The organism is Herbaspirillum aquaticum (genome assembly GCF_002213425.1).
GTDB lineage: Bacteria > Pseudomonadota > Gammaproteobacteria > Burkholderiales > Burkholderiaceae_D > Herbaspirillum > Herbaspirillum aquaticum.
Genome location: NZ_NJGV01000017.1, coordinates 87,570 through 103,129, shown reverse-complemented (window position 1 = coordinate 103,129; position 15,560 = coordinate 87,570). Strand labels below are relative to the sequence as shown.

16 protein-coding genes are annotated in these 15,560 nt (G+C 62.3%); 9 read left to right on the top strand and 7 right to left on the bottom strand.

The features are described 5' to 3' along the window. Positions 1-385: 385 nt before the first annotated feature. Positions 386-1,162, bottom strand: coding sequence for an enoyl-CoA hydratase (locus CEJ45_RS16530; RefSeq protein ID WP_088756148.1), 777 nt, complete (start codon positions 1,160-1,162; stop codon positions 386-388). 195 nt (positions 1,163-1,357) lie between these two features. On the opposite strand from CEJ45_RS16530, the gene CEJ45_RS16525 reads away from it, so the two are divergent. Beyond that, the gene (locus tag CEJ45_RS16525) at positions 1,358-1,795 is read left to right on the top strand and encodes a universal stress protein (RefSeq protein WP_039786852.1); all 438 of its coding nucleotides are present in this window, start codon (positions 1,358-1,360) and stop codon (positions 1,793-1,795) included. Between the two features lie 89 nt (positions 1,796-1,884). Here the strand turns inward: CEJ45_RS16525 and mltA are convergent, their stop codons facing one another. Next, on the bottom strand, positions 1,885-3,117 hold the full coding sequence (mltA, locus tag CEJ45_RS16520) for a murein transglycosylase A (protein WP_088756147.1): 1,233 nt from the start codon (positions 3,115-3,117) through the stop codon (positions 1,885-1,887). Here mltA and CEJ45_RS16515 point away from each other — a divergent pair. Further along, positions 3,116-3,295 carry a hypothetical protein gene (locus CEJ45_RS16515; RefSeq protein WP_088756146.1) on the top strand — a complete coding sequence of 60 codons (180 nt, stop codon included), beginning with the start codon at positions 3,116-3,118 and terminating at the stop codon, positions 3,293-3,295. The two genes, mltA and CEJ45_RS16515, sit on opposite strands and share 2 nt — an antisense overlap. 32 nt (positions 3,296-3,327) lie before the next feature. On the opposite strand, the gene apaG is transcribed toward CEJ45_RS16515, so the two are convergent. Further along, positions 3,328-3,702, bottom strand: coding sequence for a Co2+/Mg2+ efflux protein ApaG (gene apaG / locus CEJ45_RS16510; protein ID WP_088756145.1), 375 nt, complete (start codon positions 3,700-3,702; stop codon positions 3,328-3,330). Positions 3,703-3,953: 251 nt separating this feature from the next. On the opposite strand from apaG, the gene rpe reads away from it, so the two are divergent. The 6 genes from rpe (at position 3,954) to trpC (ending at position 9,654) form a co-directional block, all read left to right on the top strand. Further along, positions 3,954-4,619: a ribulose-phosphate 3-epimerase gene (gene rpe, locus CEJ45_RS16505; protein WP_034340160.1), complete on the top strand. Its 666-nt coding sequence runs from the start codon at positions 3,954-3,956 to the stop codon at positions 4,617-4,619. Between the two features lie 48 nt (positions 4,620-4,667). Next, the gene (locus tag CEJ45_RS16500) at positions 4,668-5,348 is read left to right on the top strand and encodes a phosphoglycolate phosphatase (RefSeq protein WP_088756144.1); all 681 of its coding nucleotides are present in this window, start codon (positions 4,668-4,670) and stop codon (positions 5,346-5,348) included. 351 nt (positions 5,349-5,699) lie between these two features. After that, positions 5,700-7,196: an anthranilate synthase component I gene (gene trpE, locus CEJ45_RS16495; RefSeq protein ID WP_034340156.1), complete on the top strand. Its 1,497-nt coding sequence runs from the start codon at positions 5,700-5,702 to the stop codon at positions 7,194-7,196. Beyond that, complete coding sequence (locus CEJ45_RS16490) at positions 7,197-7,772, top strand: aminodeoxychorismate/anthranilate synthase component II (protein ID WP_088756143.1); 576 nt, start codon at positions 7,197-7,199, stop codon at positions 7,770-7,772. 26 nt (positions 7,773-7,798) lie between these two features. Next, positions 7,799-8,836 carry an anthranilate phosphoribosyltransferase gene (gene trpD / locus CEJ45_RS16485; RefSeq protein WP_088756142.1) on the top strand — a complete coding sequence of 346 codons (1,038 nt, stop codon included), beginning with the start codon at positions 7,799-7,801 and terminating at the stop codon, positions 8,834-8,836. A gap of 17 nt (positions 8,837-8,853) precedes the next feature. Next, a complete protein-coding gene (gene trpC / locus CEJ45_RS16480; RefSeq protein WP_088756141.1) occupies positions 8,854-9,654 on the top strand; it encodes an indole-3-glycerol phosphate synthase TrpC in 801 nt (266 codons plus the stop codon). Positions 9,655-9,746: 92 nt separating this feature from the next. Here trpC and CEJ45_RS16475 read toward each other — a convergent pair whose 3' ends face one another. Continuing rightward, on the bottom strand, positions 9,747-10,526 hold the full coding sequence (locus tag CEJ45_RS16475; RefSeq protein ID WP_088756140.1) for a 3-oxoacyl-ACP reductase family protein: 780 nt from the start codon (positions 10,524-10,526) through the stop codon (positions 9,747-9,749). Positions 10,527-10,681: 155 nt separating this feature from the next. Here CEJ45_RS16475 and CEJ45_RS16470 point away from each other — a divergent pair, with 155 nt between their 5' ends. Beyond that, a complete protein-coding gene (locus CEJ45_RS16470) occupies positions 10,682-11,608 on the top strand; it encodes a LysR family transcriptional regulator (RefSeq protein WP_088756139.1) in 927 nt (308 codons plus the stop codon). Between the two features lie 17 nt (positions 11,609-11,625). On the opposite strand, the gene CEJ45_RS16465 is transcribed toward CEJ45_RS16470, so the two are convergent. The 3 genes from CEJ45_RS16465 to CEJ45_RS16455 all read right to left on the bottom strand — a co-directional run bounded on the left by CEJ45_RS16465 (position 11,626) and on the right by CEJ45_RS16455 (position 15,409). Next, entirely contained in the window at positions 11,626-13,032 is a 1,407-nt protein-coding gene (locus CEJ45_RS16465; RefSeq protein WP_241517361.1) for an MFS transporter, read from the bottom strand. Positions 13,033-13,219: 187 nt separating this feature from the next. Continuing rightward, the gene (gene ubiB, locus CEJ45_RS16460) at positions 13,220-14,794 is read right to left on the bottom strand and encodes a ubiquinone biosynthesis regulatory protein kinase UbiB (RefSeq protein ID WP_088756137.1); all 1,575 of its coding nucleotides are present in this window, start codon (positions 14,792-14,794) and stop codon (positions 13,220-13,222) included. Further along, a complete protein-coding gene (locus tag CEJ45_RS16455) occupies positions 14,795-15,409 on the bottom strand; it encodes a ubiquinone biosynthesis accessory factor UbiJ (RefSeq protein WP_187697697.1) in 615 nt (204 codons plus the stop codon). Positions 15,410-15,560: the final 151 nt, after the last annotated feature.

Sequence of the window (15,560 nt, the reverse complement as noted above, 5' to 3'; positions counted from 1 at the left end):
TGTTTATCGCGTCAACTACTTTTTTGCGATTCGTTTTAAATTTTTTCGTCTCGCTTAACTTCCGCTTTGACTACTTCCATTTAAAACGCCTTACATCCTGCTTCACTACTCTTTGCTTCGCCGACATCCATCGCTCTGTTTTTCAACTTCGCTTCGTGTGTCGCGTCAGCAGGGGGCGAACTATAGCAACGCCCTACCCACCGCGCAAGTACTTTTTGAAAAATAATCGAAAATAATTTAGACCAAGCCTTCCCCCGGCTGCCTCACTTCACCCCAAACCCTTTACTGGCGTGGGTTACAAGCGATATGAACAAAACAGTAAATCATTCAGAAAAAAGGGCCGCCCTGACGGGCGGCCCTTTCTACTGCATCCAAAGAGAAGTGATCAGGCGTTCTTGAACACCGCCGGCCGCTTTTCCAGGAAGGCTTTCATGCCCTCCTTCTGGTCTTCGGTGGCAAAGCAGCTATAGAAGAGCGCCCGTTCATACTTCATCCCCTCGGACAAAGTGGTCTCGTAGGCACGGTTGACCGAATCCTTCACCATCATCGCGACCTGGCGCGGCATCTCCGTAATGGTCACTGCAGCGGCCATGGCCTCTTCCATGAGCTTGTCGGCCGGCACGATGCGCGACACCAGCCCGGCACGCTCGGCCTCCTGCGCATCCATCATGCGGGCCGTCAGCGCCAGGTCCATGGCCTTGGACTTGGAGACCGCACGCGGCAGGCGCTGCGTACCGCCAGCGCCGGGGATGATGCCCAGCTTGATCTCCGGTTGTCCGAACTTAGCATTGTCGGCCGCGATGATGAAGTCGCACATCATCGCCAGCTCACAGCCGCCGCCCAGCGCGTAACCCGCCACCGCCGCAAGGACCGGCTTGCGGATGCGGCGCAGGGTCTCCCAGTTGCGGGTAATGAATTCACCATTGAAGACGTCCATATAGTCAAACCCGGCCATTACGCTGATATCAGCGCCCGCCGCAAAGGCCTTTTCGCTGCCGGTGACGATGATGCAGCCAATCTCGTCCTGGGCGTCGAAGGCCAGCAAGGCCGTTCCCAGCTCGCTCATGAGGTCGTCGCTCAAGGCATTGAGCGCCTTGGGACGGTTCAGGCGGATCAGGCCGACCTTGTCGTGGGTCTCGACCAGGATGTTTTGGTAGCTCATAGTGGGTCTCCTTCTTATGAATGAATCGGCAATCCGCCCGGGCGTGGCAGCAACCGGCACGGCGAACCGCAAGAATAAGCCAAAAATAATGCGCCGGTCCGACCTGGCGCAATGACTACCAAGAATTTCATGCAGGCAAGGCCCCACGGGGCTATATTGGAGTCATCCCCTATCCCTATATATAAGGAGGCGAACATGTTCAAGAACATCCTGGTCCCCACGGACGGCTCAGAACGCTCGGACAAGGCCATCGCCACGGCCATCGACTACGCCAAAAACAGCGGCGCAAGCATCGTCGGCATCTCGGTGGCCGAACCCTACCCGTTCTCGCCGCTGGCCGAGAGCTCGATGGCCATCGATCCTGCCCTTTATGAAGAAAACGTCAAAACCCTGGCCAACCAGCACATCAAGAAGATCGCAGACGCTGCGGCCGCCGCCGGCGTGCCCTGCCAAACCGAAATCGTGATGTCCTTCAATCCCGATGAAGAAATCATCAAGGCGGCAACACTGCACGGCTGCGATGCCATCTTCATGGCTTCCCACGGGCGCAGCGGGCTCTCGCGCATCTTCCTGGGCAGCAAGACGCAGAAGGTGTTGACCCATTCAACCATCCCCGTGCTGGTACTGCGCTGATCCTTATATAGCAGCCCCGCCATCGGCAAAAAAGCCTGATCCCTCGACAGGATCAGGCTTTTTCATTGCCACAAGGAATTCAGAGAAATTCAGTTGCCTCCCGGCGGCGTCATCCCCTTGGGCAGCAGCACCCACATCATGCCGCGCTGCTTCATGGCCCCGGCGCGATCCTCGGCTTCATCGCCAAATCCCCAGAAATAGTCAGCCCGCACCACGCCGCGAATGGCGCCGCCGGTATCTTGCGCGACCACCAGCCGCTGCAGCGGACGGTCGCTATTGGGCAGCGTCGTGGCCAGGAACACCGGCGCACCCAGCGGCACATGCTGGGGATCGATGGCGATGGAGCGCTGCGGGGTCAGCGGGATGCCCTGCGCGCCCTTGGGGCCTTTGGAAGGATCCGGCAGCTTTTCTTCCTTGAAGAAGACATAACTCGGATTGGCATTGAGCAACTCTTCCTTGCGCGCCGGATTGGCCTGGACCCAGGCCTTGATGTTCTGGGCCGATGCCTGGGACAGTTCCATCTCGCCCTTGTCCACCAGATAGCGGCCAATCGACTTGTAGGGACGGCCATTCTGGTCCGCATAGGCCAGGCGGATGGTCTCGCGCGACTCCGGCAGATACACGCGGCCCGAGCCCTGCACCTGCAGGAAGAAGGCCTCCACCGGATCATCCACCCAGACGATTTCCTTGCCGGACAGACTATTGCCCTGCATCAACTCGGCGCGCGTCGGATACGGCACCACCTTGCGTCCGACCACCTTGCCGCGCAGGCGCAGGTTCTTCAGCTCGGGATAGACACTGGCCATGTCGATGGTCAGCAGGTCGTCCGGAGCCTGGTACAACGGCGTCTGGTACGGCCCGGCACGGCGGCGCGAACCGCGCAGCAGCGGCTCGTAGTAGCCCGTCACCAGTCCGGTATCTGTCCCGTCGGGGTTGAACAACTGATACGGCGTGAAATAGGTCTCGAAATACTGGCGCAGGAAGCCCAGGTCATTGGCATTGACCTGCTGGGCCGCACCACAGGCAGCGCGCCACTCCGGCTTGCGGATCATGACCGAGCAGGACGACTGCAGGGCCGGCCAGGCTTCGCGCAGGTCGTCATTGTTCCAGCCGGGCAGCTGGGCGAAGGTGGTGGCGCGCATGGCCGGGCCCGGCTGGGCCACTGGCTTGGGCGATGGCTGGCTTGGGGCAGGCGTGGTCAGCGGCGTGGTCTGGCAGGCCGCCAGCAGGACGGCGACCGAGACCGCCATCGCGGGTACACTAAGGCGCCGCAGCGCCGACAGCTTGGCAAAACGATTCAATGACATCGGAGACAAATTCATGTTGTGGTTGATCCTGGAAGCAAGTGCCGCCTTCTTCGTACTGGTCTTCATCGTCTGGTGGACCATGTTCTCGGGCCGCAAGGAACACAATGGCCGGCCGGTGAGTGCCAAGCAGGAAGAATCGCAGGAAAACAAAGGGCAGCAAGCGCGAGAGACGACAGACAGCGACCCGCGCTGAAAAATCCGTCGCCCTGGCTCAGGAAGAAAAATTCAGTGCAAGGTGCGCGGCAGTGAAAGCACGAACTCAGGGATGCGGACGTCGAACTGCTCGCCATCCTCGGCCACGCAGAAATATTCACCATGCATGCTGCCCTGGGGAGTCTTGAGCGAGGTACCGCTGGTGTATTCGAACTGCTCGCCTGGCTGCAGGAAGGGCTGGTGCCCGACCACCCCCAGGCCGCGCACTTCCTGCACGTGGTTGTTGGCGTCGGTGATGACCCAGTGGCGCGAGATCAGCTGGGCCGGGACCGTCCCGGTATTGACGATGGTGATCGCATAGGCGAACACGTAGTGCGAACGCGATGGATCGGATTGTTCCTCCAGGTACTGGGTCTTGACCGTCACCGTGAACTCATACGCTGCCATGGGGTTTCCTGTGTTGTGAAGGGGCTGCCGCCGCGCCGGGCCATCAGGCGCGCGCGGCCACCCCGGATTGCACACGAATTCAGCCAGCTGCGCAAGCCGATGCGTTTCGCGTGCCCTGCCCGCTGCAAGGCAGGGCAGCCAGCTCATCGGCCGGGCCGGCGGGCGCTGCAGCAAGGTAGAATAGCGGTTTTGCCGCCTTTGCGCCTGCGCCCGGCGGCCAATGTCGATTCAGCCATCCATTCTTTACAGCCATGCCGACCTTCCGTATCGCCCCCAGCATCCTGTCCGCCGATTTCGCCCGCCTGGGTGAAGAAGTGCGCAATGTCGTCGCCGCCGGTGCCGATTTCATTCACTTCGACGTGATGGACAACCACTACGTCCCCAACCTGACCATCGGCCCGCTGGTATGCGAAGCCATCCGCCCGCACGTGCAGGTGCCCATCGACGTGCACCTGATGGTCAAGCCGGTGGACCGCATCATCCCCGACTTCGCCAAGGCCGGCGCCAACCTCATCACCTTCCACCCGGAAGCCTCCGAGCACATCGACCGCTCCCTCCAACTGATCCGCGACAACGGCTGCAAGGCCGGCCTGGTGTTCAACCCCGGCACGCCCCTGCACTACCTGGACCATGTGATGGACAAGCTGGACATGGTCCTGATCATGTCGGTGAACCCCGGTTTCGGTGGCCAGTCCTTCATCCCCGAAGCCTTGAAGAAGATCGCCGAAGTGCGCCGCCGCATCGACGAATCCGGCCGCGACATCCTGCTGGAAGTCGATGGCGGTATCAAGGTCGAGAACATCGCCGCCGCCGCCCGCGCTGGCGCCGATACCTTCGTGGCCGGTTCGGCCATCTTCGGCAAGCCGGACTACAAGGCCGTCATCGACGCCATGCGCGCCGAACTGGCCCAGGTCTGATCGCGTCCCCCTTCGCCAGACGAACAAACAACGAGGTTTCCAGGGCATATGAAGAATCTGACCAACATCAAGGCCGCCATCATCGACCTGGACGGCACCATGCTGGACACGGCCGCTGACTTCCACGTCGCGGTCAACCGCATGCGTGAAGAATTGGGACTGACGCCCCTGTCCCAGGAAACCATCGTCAACTTCGTCGGCAAGGGGACCGAAAACCTGATCCGCCGCGTGCTGGCCGTGGACTACGCCGAGGACGAGGCGGCGCAATACTTCCAGCAAGCGCTGGAGAGCTACACCGAGCATTACCTGGCCATCAATGGCGACTATTCCTCGCTCTACCCGGGCGTGGTCGAAGGCCTGCAAGCCCTGCGCACCAAGGGCCTGCGCCTGGCCTGCGTGACCAACAAGCCGCTGGCCTTCGCCGTGCCGCTGCTGCAGAAGAAGGGGCTGCGCGATTTCTTCGAGATCGTCTATGGCGGCGACTCCTTCCCGAAGAAGAAGCCCGACCCCATGCCCTTGCTGAAAGTCTGTGAGGATTTCGCCCTGGCACCGGCACAGGTCGTGGCCATCGGCGACTCCAGCAACGACGCCCAGGCGGCCCGCGCGGCGGGATGCCGTGTCCTGAATGTTCCGTACGGCTACAATCACGGTGAATCTATACACGACGTCGATTCGGATGGTATAGTTTCGACGCTTGTAGAAGCAGCGCAGCAAATCTCGGTGGACTGACAGCCCGTCAGCTCACCGGTCGACAGACCGAAGATCCAATCGCGACCCACATCAATGTTTCGTAACAACAAACGAACCGCTCAACCGACAGCCGCCCCTGAGGCCTGGCTGTGGCGACGCTGGCAATTCCAGGCGCAGTAATTGACGCCTGGACCTGGCCGCACCTGCGTGCCGGGTCGTTTGTTGTGGTACCGCATCCTCCGCATTTCCCGTAATTTCCATAACGACACCGCTGACGAGAGTCCGCACCTGTCTGCTGCATCCGCGTGCATCGCGTCCATGGCTTCATGGCGTGTTGCGACGGTCTGCGGCCAGGCCCGCGTACCCTACAATGGCGGTCTGGAGTGACACATGACCGAACTCGAATTCAAATCGCTGGCCGCCGAAGGCTACAACCGCATCCCCCTGATCGCCGAAGCCTTCGCCGACCTGGAAACCCCGCTGACGCTCTATCTCAAGCTGGCCCAGAGCCACAACACCGGCAAGAACACCTTCCTGCTGGAGTCGGTGGTCGGTGGCGAACGCTTCGGCCGCTACTCCTTCATCGGCCTGCCCGCCTCCACCAAGATCCGCTGCAGCGGCCAGCAGATCGAAGTGCTCAAGAATGACGAGGTCATCGAGACCGCCCAAGGCAATGCCCTGGAATTCATCGCCGAGTATCAATCCCGCTTCAAGGTCGCCATCCGTCCCGGCATGCCGCGCTTCTGCGGCGGCCTGGCCGGCTATTTCGGCTACGACGCCGTGCGCTACATCGAAAAGCGCCTGGAAAACAGCGCTCCGCAGGATACGCTGGGCCTGCCCGACATCCAGCTGCTGCTGACCGAGGAACTGGCCGTCATCGACAACCTCTCCGGCAAGCTTTACCTGATCGTCTACGCCGACCCCACCCAGCCGGAAGCCTTCTCCCGTGGCCGCCAGCGCCTGCGCGACCTGCGCGCCATGCTGCGCCGCCCGGCCGATGCGCCCGTCACGACCGGCTCGGTGCGTACCGAAACGATCCGCGAATTCCCCAAGGACGAATATCTCAAGGCCGTGGCCCGCGCCAAGGAATACGTGATGGCCGGTGACCTGATGCAGGTGCAGATCGGCCAGCGCCTCAGGAAATCCTATGTGGATTCGCCGCTGATGCTGTACCGCGCGCTGCGTTCGCTGAACCCCTCTCCTTACATGTACTTCTACAACTTCGGCGACATGCAGATCGTCGGCGCCTCGCCGGAAATCCTGGTGCGCAACGAATCCATCGGTGAAGGCCAGAAGAAGATCACCATCCGTCCGCTGGCCGGCACGCGGCCGCGCGGCTCCACCATCGAGCGCGATGAACAGCTGGCGCGCGAACTGCTGGCCGATCCCAAGGAAATCGCCGAACACGTGATGCTGATCGACCTGGCCCGCAACGACATCGGCCGCATCGCCACCACCGGCAGCGTCAAGGTCACCGACCAGATGGTGATCGAGAAATATTCCCACGTGCAGCACATCGTCTCCAACGTCGAGGGCATCTTGAAACCCGGCATGTCCAACCTGGATGTGCTCAAGGCCACCTTCCCGGCCGGCACCCTGTCGGGCGCCCCCAAGGTGCGCGCCATGGAAATCATCGACGAACTGGAACCGACCAAGCGCGGCATCTATGGCGGCGCCTGCGGCTATCTCTCCTTCGGCGGCGAGATGGACGTGGCCATTGCGATCCGTACCGGTGTCATCAAGGATGGCACCCTGTACGTGCAGGCGGCCGCCGGCATCGTGGCCGACTCGGTGCCAGAAATGGAATGGGAAGAAACCGAAAACAAGGCGCGCGCCGTACTGCGCGCTGCTGAACAAGTGCAAGATGGCCTGGACGGAGAAATCTAAATGCTGCTGATGATCGACAACTACGACTCCTTCACCTACAACCTGGTGCAATACTTCGGCGAGCTGGGCGAAGAGGTGCTGACCATCCGCAATGACGAGATCACGCTGGATGACATCAAGAAGCTCAACCCCGAACGCATCTGCCTCTCCCCCGGCCCCTGCAGCCCCAAGGAAGCCGGCATCTGCGTGGACCTGCTGAAGGAATTTTCCGGCAAGCTGCCCATCCTTGGTGTTTGCCTGGGTCACCAGGCCATCGGTGAAGCCTTCGGCGGCAACATCATCCGCGCCAAGCAGGTCATGCATGGCAAGACGTCCAAAATCGCGCACACCGGCGTGGGCGTCTTCAAGGACCTGCCCACCCCCTACACCGTGATCCGCTACCACTCGCTGGCCATCGAACGCGCCAGCCTGCCGGATTGCCTGGAAGTGACCGCCTGGACCGACGATGGCGAGATCATGGGCGTACGCCACAAGGAGTTCGACCTGCAAGGCGTGCAGTTCCACCCCGAGTCCATCCTTTCCGAGCACGGCCACGCCCTGCTCAAGAACTTCCTGACCGGCAGCGCCCACGGCTGAGACCATTACACACATCGAGACAAGACATGCCCATCACTCCCCAAGAAGCGCTGCTGCGCTGTATCGAACACCGCGAGATCTTCCACGATGAAATGCTGACGCTGTTCCGCCAGATCATGGGCGGCGAGATGTCGCCGGTGATGATCGCGGCCCTGACCATGGGCCTGCGCGTGAAAAAGGAAAGCATCGGCGAGATCGCCGCCGCCGCCCAGGTCATGCGCGAATTCGCCACCAAGGTGCCGATGGCCGACACCTCGCGCCTGCTCGACATCGTCGGCACCGGCGGCGACGGTGCCCACACCTTCAACATTTCCACCGCCTCCATGTTCGTGGCGGCGGCCGCCGGTGCACGCGTGGCCAAGCATGGCGGACGCAGTGTTTCTTCCTCCTCCGGCAGCGCCGACGTGCTCGAAGCACTCGGTGCGGACATCAACCTGCAACCCGAGCAAGTGGCGCAATCGATTGCCCAGACCGGCATCGGCTTCATGTTCGCCCCCAACCACCACGCCGCCATGAAGCATGCGGCCCCGGTGCGCAAGGAGCTGGGCGTGCGCACCATCTTCAACATCCTCGGTCCGCTCACCAATCCGGCCGGTGCCCCCAACATCCTAATGGGCGTATTCCATGCGGACCTGGTCGGCATCCAGGTGCGCGTGCTGCAACGCCTGGGTGCGCAACACGCCATTGTGGTCTGGGGCCGCGACAACCTCGACGAAGTCACGCTGGGCGGCGCCACCATGGTGGGCGAGCTGGTCAACGGCGAGATCCGCGAATACGAGATCCATCCGGAAGACTTCGGGCTGTCCATGTTTGCCAGCCGCAACTTGCAGGTCGGCAATGCCACCGAATCGAAGGAGAAGATCTTCGAAGCCCTGCGCGGGGAACCCGGTCCGGTGCACGACATCGTAGTCATCAATGCCGCCACCGCCCTGTATGCAGCCGGCGTTGCGCCTTCCATCGCAGAGGGCCTGCAGACCGCACGCGCGACCATCGCCTCCGGCGCGGCCCGCGCCAAGCTGGACCAGTTCGTCCAGGTGACCCGCCAGCTCGGCGGCAAACATTGAAACCGACAAGGAAGCTCATGTCCGACATCCTCAACAAGATCCTCGACGTCAAGGCCGAGGAAGTCCGCATCGCGCAGAAGCAGCGCGACCTTGCCAGCCTGCGCCGCGATGTGGAAACCGACAGCGAATTGCGCTCGGAACTGCGCAATTTCGAAGAGAGCCTGCGCGGCAAGATCGCCAACGGCCAGGCCGGCGTGATTGCCGAAGTCAAGAAGGCCTCGCCTTCCAAGGGCGTAATCCGGCCCGACTTCAAGCCGGCCGAAATCGCGGTGAGCTATGCCGAACATGGCGCGGCCTGCCTATCGGTACTGACCGATGAACAATTCTTCCAGGGCTCGCCGGACTACCTCAAACAGGCGCGCGCCGCGTGTGCCCTGCCGGTGCTGCGCAAGGATTTCATGATGGATCATTACCAGATCTACCAGGCGCGCTCCTGGGGCGCGGACGCCATCCTGCTGATCGTGGCCGCGCTGGACCATGGCCTGATGGCCGACATGGAAGCCTGCGCCCATGAGCTGGGCATGAGCGTGCTGGTGGAAGTCCATGACCAGGCCGAACTGGAAGCCGCCCTGAAGCTCAAGACGCGTCTGCTGGGCATCAACAACCGCAACCTGCGCACCTTTGAAACCACGCTGGACACCACCCTGAACCTGCTGCCGCGCATCCCGCCGGAAAAGCTGGTGGTTACCGAGTCGGCCATCGCCACACCGGACGACGTCAAGCGCATGCGCGATGCCGACGTGCACGCCTTCCTGGTCGGTGAAGCCTTCATGCGTGCGCCGGAGCCGGGCGTAGAGCTGGCACGCCTGTTCGCCTGATTGCCTGATTGCCGCACGCACGAACAAACCTCGCCCGGTGCAAACTGGCGCGAGGTTTTTTTACGTCCTGAGAGTGACGGGCCCAGCAGCGATCAAGCCGAGAAACCGCCATCGATCATCAGGTTGGCACCAGTGATGTAGCCGGCTTCCGGACCTGCCAGATAAGCCACGAAACTGGCAATTTCCTCCGCCTTGCCATAGCGCGGCAGTGCCATCAAGCCAGTCAGGGACGCAGCAAAGTCGCTGTTGGCCGGATTCATGTCGGTATCGACCGGACCGGGCTGGACATTGTTGACGGTGATGCCGCGCGGGCCGAGGTCGCGGGCCAGGCCCTTGGTCAAGCCAACCAGTGCCGACTTGCTCATGGCATACACGGCGCCGCCGGCAAAGGGGATGCGGTCGGCGTTGGTGCTGCCGATGCTGATGACGCGGCCACCTTCGCCCATGTAGCGCACGGCCGCCTGGGTCGCCACGACCACGCTGCGCACGTTCACGGCCAGGGTGCGGTCCAGGTCTTCCAGCTTGAACTCATCGATGGGGCCTATGGCCAGCACGCCAGCATTGTTGACCAGAATATCGAGGCGACCAAAGGTCTCGGCGGCCAGGCGGATGGCTTGCTGCAGGGCGGCTGCATCGGTGCTGTCGGCCTGGATCGCCAGGGCGCGGCCACCGGCGGCTTCGACGCGGGAAACCAGGGCTTGCGCCTTGTCCGGCGAAGTGACATAGGTGAAGGCGACGGTGACGCCTTCGGCGGCGAGGCGCTGCACGATGGCCGCGCCGATGCCGCGCGAACCGCCTTGCACGAAGGCAACCTTGGAGGCCAGGGTGGAGGTGGAGGCGGATGCGGCGGCGGTCTGGATTTGCTTGTTCATGATCTTGCTCCTTGAAAGTGAAGGATTGGCCCCGTCGGCCTGCAGCGGGGTGCTGCTGTGTGCGTCCGGGTTGAAGCAAGTATCGGTGTTTGATTATGTGGCGACTAGCTGGCAATCCCTATCTTCTTTTTAAACCAATGGTTTAGAATCAAGCGATGGAAACCATGACCAGCATCGAATGCTTCGTCGCTGCGGCCCACGTGGGCAGCTTTTCGGCGGCGGCACGCCAGCTCGGCCTGACCTCGGCGGCGGTGGGCAAGAACGTGGCACGGCTGGAGACCTCACTGGGCGTGCGGCTGTTTCACCGGAGCACCCGCAAGCTCTCGCTGACCGAAGCGGGCGAACGTTTCCTGCAGGAAGTCGGCGGCGGCCTGCAAGCCATCCGCAGTGCCGTAGCCAATCTGGCCAGCGCCGGCGGGCAGCCGGCCGGCACGCTCAAGGTCAGCATGGGGACTGGTTTCGGGCGGCAATACATCGTGCCCTTGCTGGGAGAATTCCTGGGACGCTATCCGGGCATCCAGCCGGACTGGCATTTCGAGAACCGCTCGGTGGATCTCATCACGGAGGGATTTGATGCCGCCATCGCCGGCGGCACCGAGCTGTCGCCCGGCGTGGTGGCGCGCGAGCTGGCCCCGGCGCATCGGGTGCTGCTGGCTTCCCCCGCCTACCTGGAGACGCATCCCGCCTTGCGCTCGCCGGCCGACCTGGCCGAGCATGCGGGCATCCTGATCCGCTCGCCGCAGACGGGACGCGTGCGGCCCTTCTCGCTACGCGACCACGGCGGCCAGCAGGCCCCGGTGACGCTGCAGCAACGCATGACCATGAGCGATGCCAATGCGGCTTGCGAAGTGGCCGAAGCGGGGCTGGGCATCACGCTGGTGTCGATGCCGCACGCCCTGCTCTATCTGGACCGCGGCACGCTGGTACGGGTGCTGCCGGACTGGTACGTGGATACCGGCATGCTCTCGCTCTACTTCACTGCGGCGCGGCTGCTGCCGGCCAAGACGCGGGTATTCGTCGACTTCGTGGTCGAGCACTTCCGCCGCGAGCGCCTGGCGGAGCGCTTTTCGGCGCACCGCTGAAGGCGCGCCAGCGCAGTTCAGCGCTTGCCTTGCGCCGCGCGCATCCCGCCACCGATGTTGCTGCCCGCGTCCCGCGCCAGGCCGCGATAGCCGATCACCGAGATCAATGTCACTACACCGGCCATCGCAAAAGCCCACTGGAAATCGCCCAGCGTGAAATGCGCGCCGCTGGCATCGATCTCCTCGCCCCGCAGCGCCGCCGCGATCCGCAAGGCCAGCGCACCGAAGGCGATGCCCATGCCGATGGTCATCTGCTGCGCCACGCTCCAGAGGGTACTGGCCGAGGATTTGCGGGCATCGCTGATATCGGCATAGGCCAGCGTGGCCAGGGTAGAAAACTGCATCGACCGCGACAGCCCATAACAGAAGATCACCCCCAGGATCACCGGCAGCGGCGTGCCTGGCGTGAGCAAGCCGCAGGCAATGATGAGGCAGCCGGCGATGGCCGCATTGTTGACCGCGACACTGCGGAAACCGAAGCGCTGCAGGATACGCGTGGTGAACGCCTTCATGCCAAGATTGCCAAGGGCAGTGGCCAGCAGCAGCAAACCCGACTGGAACGCCGTCAGGCCGAAACCGATCTGGAACATCAGCGGCATCAGGTAAGGCACCGCATCCACGCCGATACGCGTAAGCGAACCGGTCAGCACCGTCACCGAATAGGTCGGGATACGCAGGCTGGAAAAATCCAGCAGCGGATGTTCGATGCGCTGCATGTGCCACCACGCGCCGTACCCGAGCACCACACCCAGGCCCACGAAGCCAAGCGCCACCTTGATGTTGGATTCCATATGGCTGGCGATCTCGGTGCCATACAGCAGCGAAGTGAGCGCCGCGCCCGAGAGCAGGAAGCCAATCACATCCAGCGGCCGCTTGCTGTGCCCGTGTTCATTGCGCACCACGCGCATCACGGCAATGAACGCGGCGATACCGAACGGCACGTTCATCAGGAAGATCCAATGCCAGGAAGCATAGGTGGTGATGAAACCACCGATTGATGGCCCCACCACGGGTGCCACGATGGCCGGCCAGGTGATGGTGGCAATGGCTTTCATCAGCCTGTCCTTGCCGGTACTGCGCACCACGATCATGCGTCCGACCGGTACCATCATCGCCCCGCCCAGCCCCTGCAGCACGCGCGCTGCGGTGAATTCCCACACGTTCTGCGAAAAACCGCACAGGATGGAAGCGAACGTGAAGATGGCAATGGCCAATCCGAACACGGTACGCGAACCGAAGCGGTCGGCCACCCAGCCGCTGATGGGAATGAAGACGGCCAGCGTCAGCATGTAGGCCGTCATGCCCAGGCTCAGTTCGTTGGGGCCGACACCGAAGGACTGCGCCATCTGCGGCAAGGCCGTGGCGATGATGGTGGTATCGAGATACTCCATGAAGAAAGTCGCCGCCACGATATAGGGCAGCATGCGCACGCGCGCATCGGACAGGCTGTTGTCGTCGGTTCCCACGGTGTTTTCTGGCCTTTATCTTTTTTGGTTGAACCATGCGAAACGCCGGCATAGGCCGGCGCTTGCTGGAGACAATTTTAGATATTTTCCAAATTATCCAAACTATCCAAATTATCTAAATATCTAAATATCTAAATTATTTACATCAATAGAACTTCAGGAAGTGCATCAGCACCTGGATCACGATGATGCCGCCGATGAGCCCGCCGCCGAAATAGACGATCACGCCCAAAAGCATGTTGGTGCGCCGCTGCTCGGCCAGCAGCTTGCGAATCAGCTCGGTGTTCTGCGGCTGGTTCTCGCCTTCGGTGTAGCGCGTCAGCGCCTGGTGCGCCAGGCGCGGCAGTTCCGGCAGCAAGCGGCTGTAACGCGGCACTTCCACCTTCAGCTGTTCGACGAAACCGCGCCAGCCGATCTGTTCGCTCATCCAGCGTTCGAGATAGGGCTTGGCGGTCTTCCACAGGTCCAGGTCCGGATCGAGCTGGCGGCCCAGTCCTTCGACGTTGAGCAGGGTCTTCTGCAGCAGCACCAGTTGCGGCTGCACTTCCACGTTGAAACGACGCGAGGTCTGGAACAGGCGCAGCAGCACCTGGCCGAAGGAGATGTCCTTCAACGGGCGGTCGAAGATCGGTTCGCAGCAGGCACGCACGGCGGCTTCGAGTTCATCGACGCGGGTTTCCTTGGGGGCCCATCCGGATTCGATGTGGGCCTCGGCCACGCGCTTGTAATCGCGGCGGAAGAAGGCCAGGAAATTCTGCGACAGGTAATCCTTGTCGTAATCATTGAGCGTGCCGACGATGCCGAAGTCCAGCGCGATATAGCGGCCGAAAGTTTCCGGGGCCACCGACACCAGGATGTTGCCGGGGTGCATGTCAGCGTGGAAGAAGCCATCGCGAAACACCTGGGTGAAGAAAATCTCCACGCCATCGCGCGAGAGCTTGGACAGGTCCACCCCTTCGGCGCGCAGGCGCTCGGTCTGCGAGATCGGGATGCCATGCATGCGCTCCATCACGATCACCGAGGATGAACAATAATCCCAATACATCTCCGGCACCATCAGCAGCGTGGACTCGGCGAAGTTGCGGCGCAGCTGGCTGGCATTGGCCGCTTCGCGCATGAGATCGAGCTCGTCGTGCAGGTACTTGTCGAACTCGCCCACGACTTCCTTGGCCTTCAGGCGACGGCCGTCTTCCCACAGGCGTTCCAGCCAGTCGGCGGCTACGTGCATCAGGCCGATGTCGTGATCGATGATGTCGCGCATGCCGGGGCGCAGCACCTTGACCGCCACTTCCTTGCCATCCTTCAGGGTGGCGAAGTGCACCTGCGCGATCGAGGCCGAAGCCACCGGGGTGCGCTCGAAGCTGGCGAAGAGCTGGTCCGGATGTGCGCCCAGCGACTTCTCGATCTGCTTGACCGCCAGTTCCGAATCGAAGGGCGGCACGCGGTCCTGCAGCAGCGTCAGTTCATTGGCGATATCGGGCGGCATCAGGTCGCGCCGGGTCGAGAGCACCTGGCCGAACTTGATGAAGATGGGACCGAGATCCTCCAGCGCGCGGCGCAAGCGCTCACCGCGTGGGGCGGTCAGGTCGCGCCAGAAGAAGATGCGGTTGATGATGCGGGCAATGCGCGGGGGCGCGAATTCGGAAGCGATGATTTCATCCAGGCCGTAAAGAATGGCCACACGGATGATCTTGAGCAGACGCATGGAACGCAGCAGCATTTAACGACGCTCCAGTTTCTCGATACGCTTGGACAGGCGTTCCAGGTCATCGCGCAGGCGCACGACGTCGGCGGAAAAATCCTGCAACTGGCGGGGGCGGATCAGCATCGGTTGTTCTTCCAGGAAATACTCGGCAAGGTTTTCGGTCAGCTTGCGCTGCGTGGTGCGGGCAGCATCGAAGAGGCCGCGCGCGCCGGAGACGATGCGGGTGGCAGCGACATCGCCGACCACGCGGGAGAGGTCATCCTCGGCATCCCAGCGCAGCTTCTGGCTCAGCTGCGAAATGGCATTGGCGAAATCGGCATCGCCCTCCAGCTTGACGTAAGAGACGGCGCGCTCGCGGTTGGCGGCGATCAGCGGCAGGTCAGAGAGCTTCAGGCGGATGGTGACATTGGCCAGCGCATCGGCCGGCACATCCTGCAGGTAGCCATCACCGGTCACCTTCAGGCGCAATTGCATCACGCCGGTATCGATGCAGGCGACCTTGCCGGCGTGGGCCATGAGGGTGTCGCGCGCCCACGGCTCCTGGGCCAGCAGGTGGTTGATCACCGCAGCGGCAGGTTTCATCGGATCAAGGCCGGAGACAAGAGTGGACGGATCGGGCAGCACGGACATGGATTCCAGAATCGGGTGGATCGGAGGACTACGGGTTGAGTACGCCGGAGCAGAAAGAATTCCCTCCGCCAAAATAAAACCGCCCGCAAAAGCCGGGCGGTTTCAAGTGTACCAGCTTGGCGCACTGGCAAGGTTCAGGCACTGCAGCCGG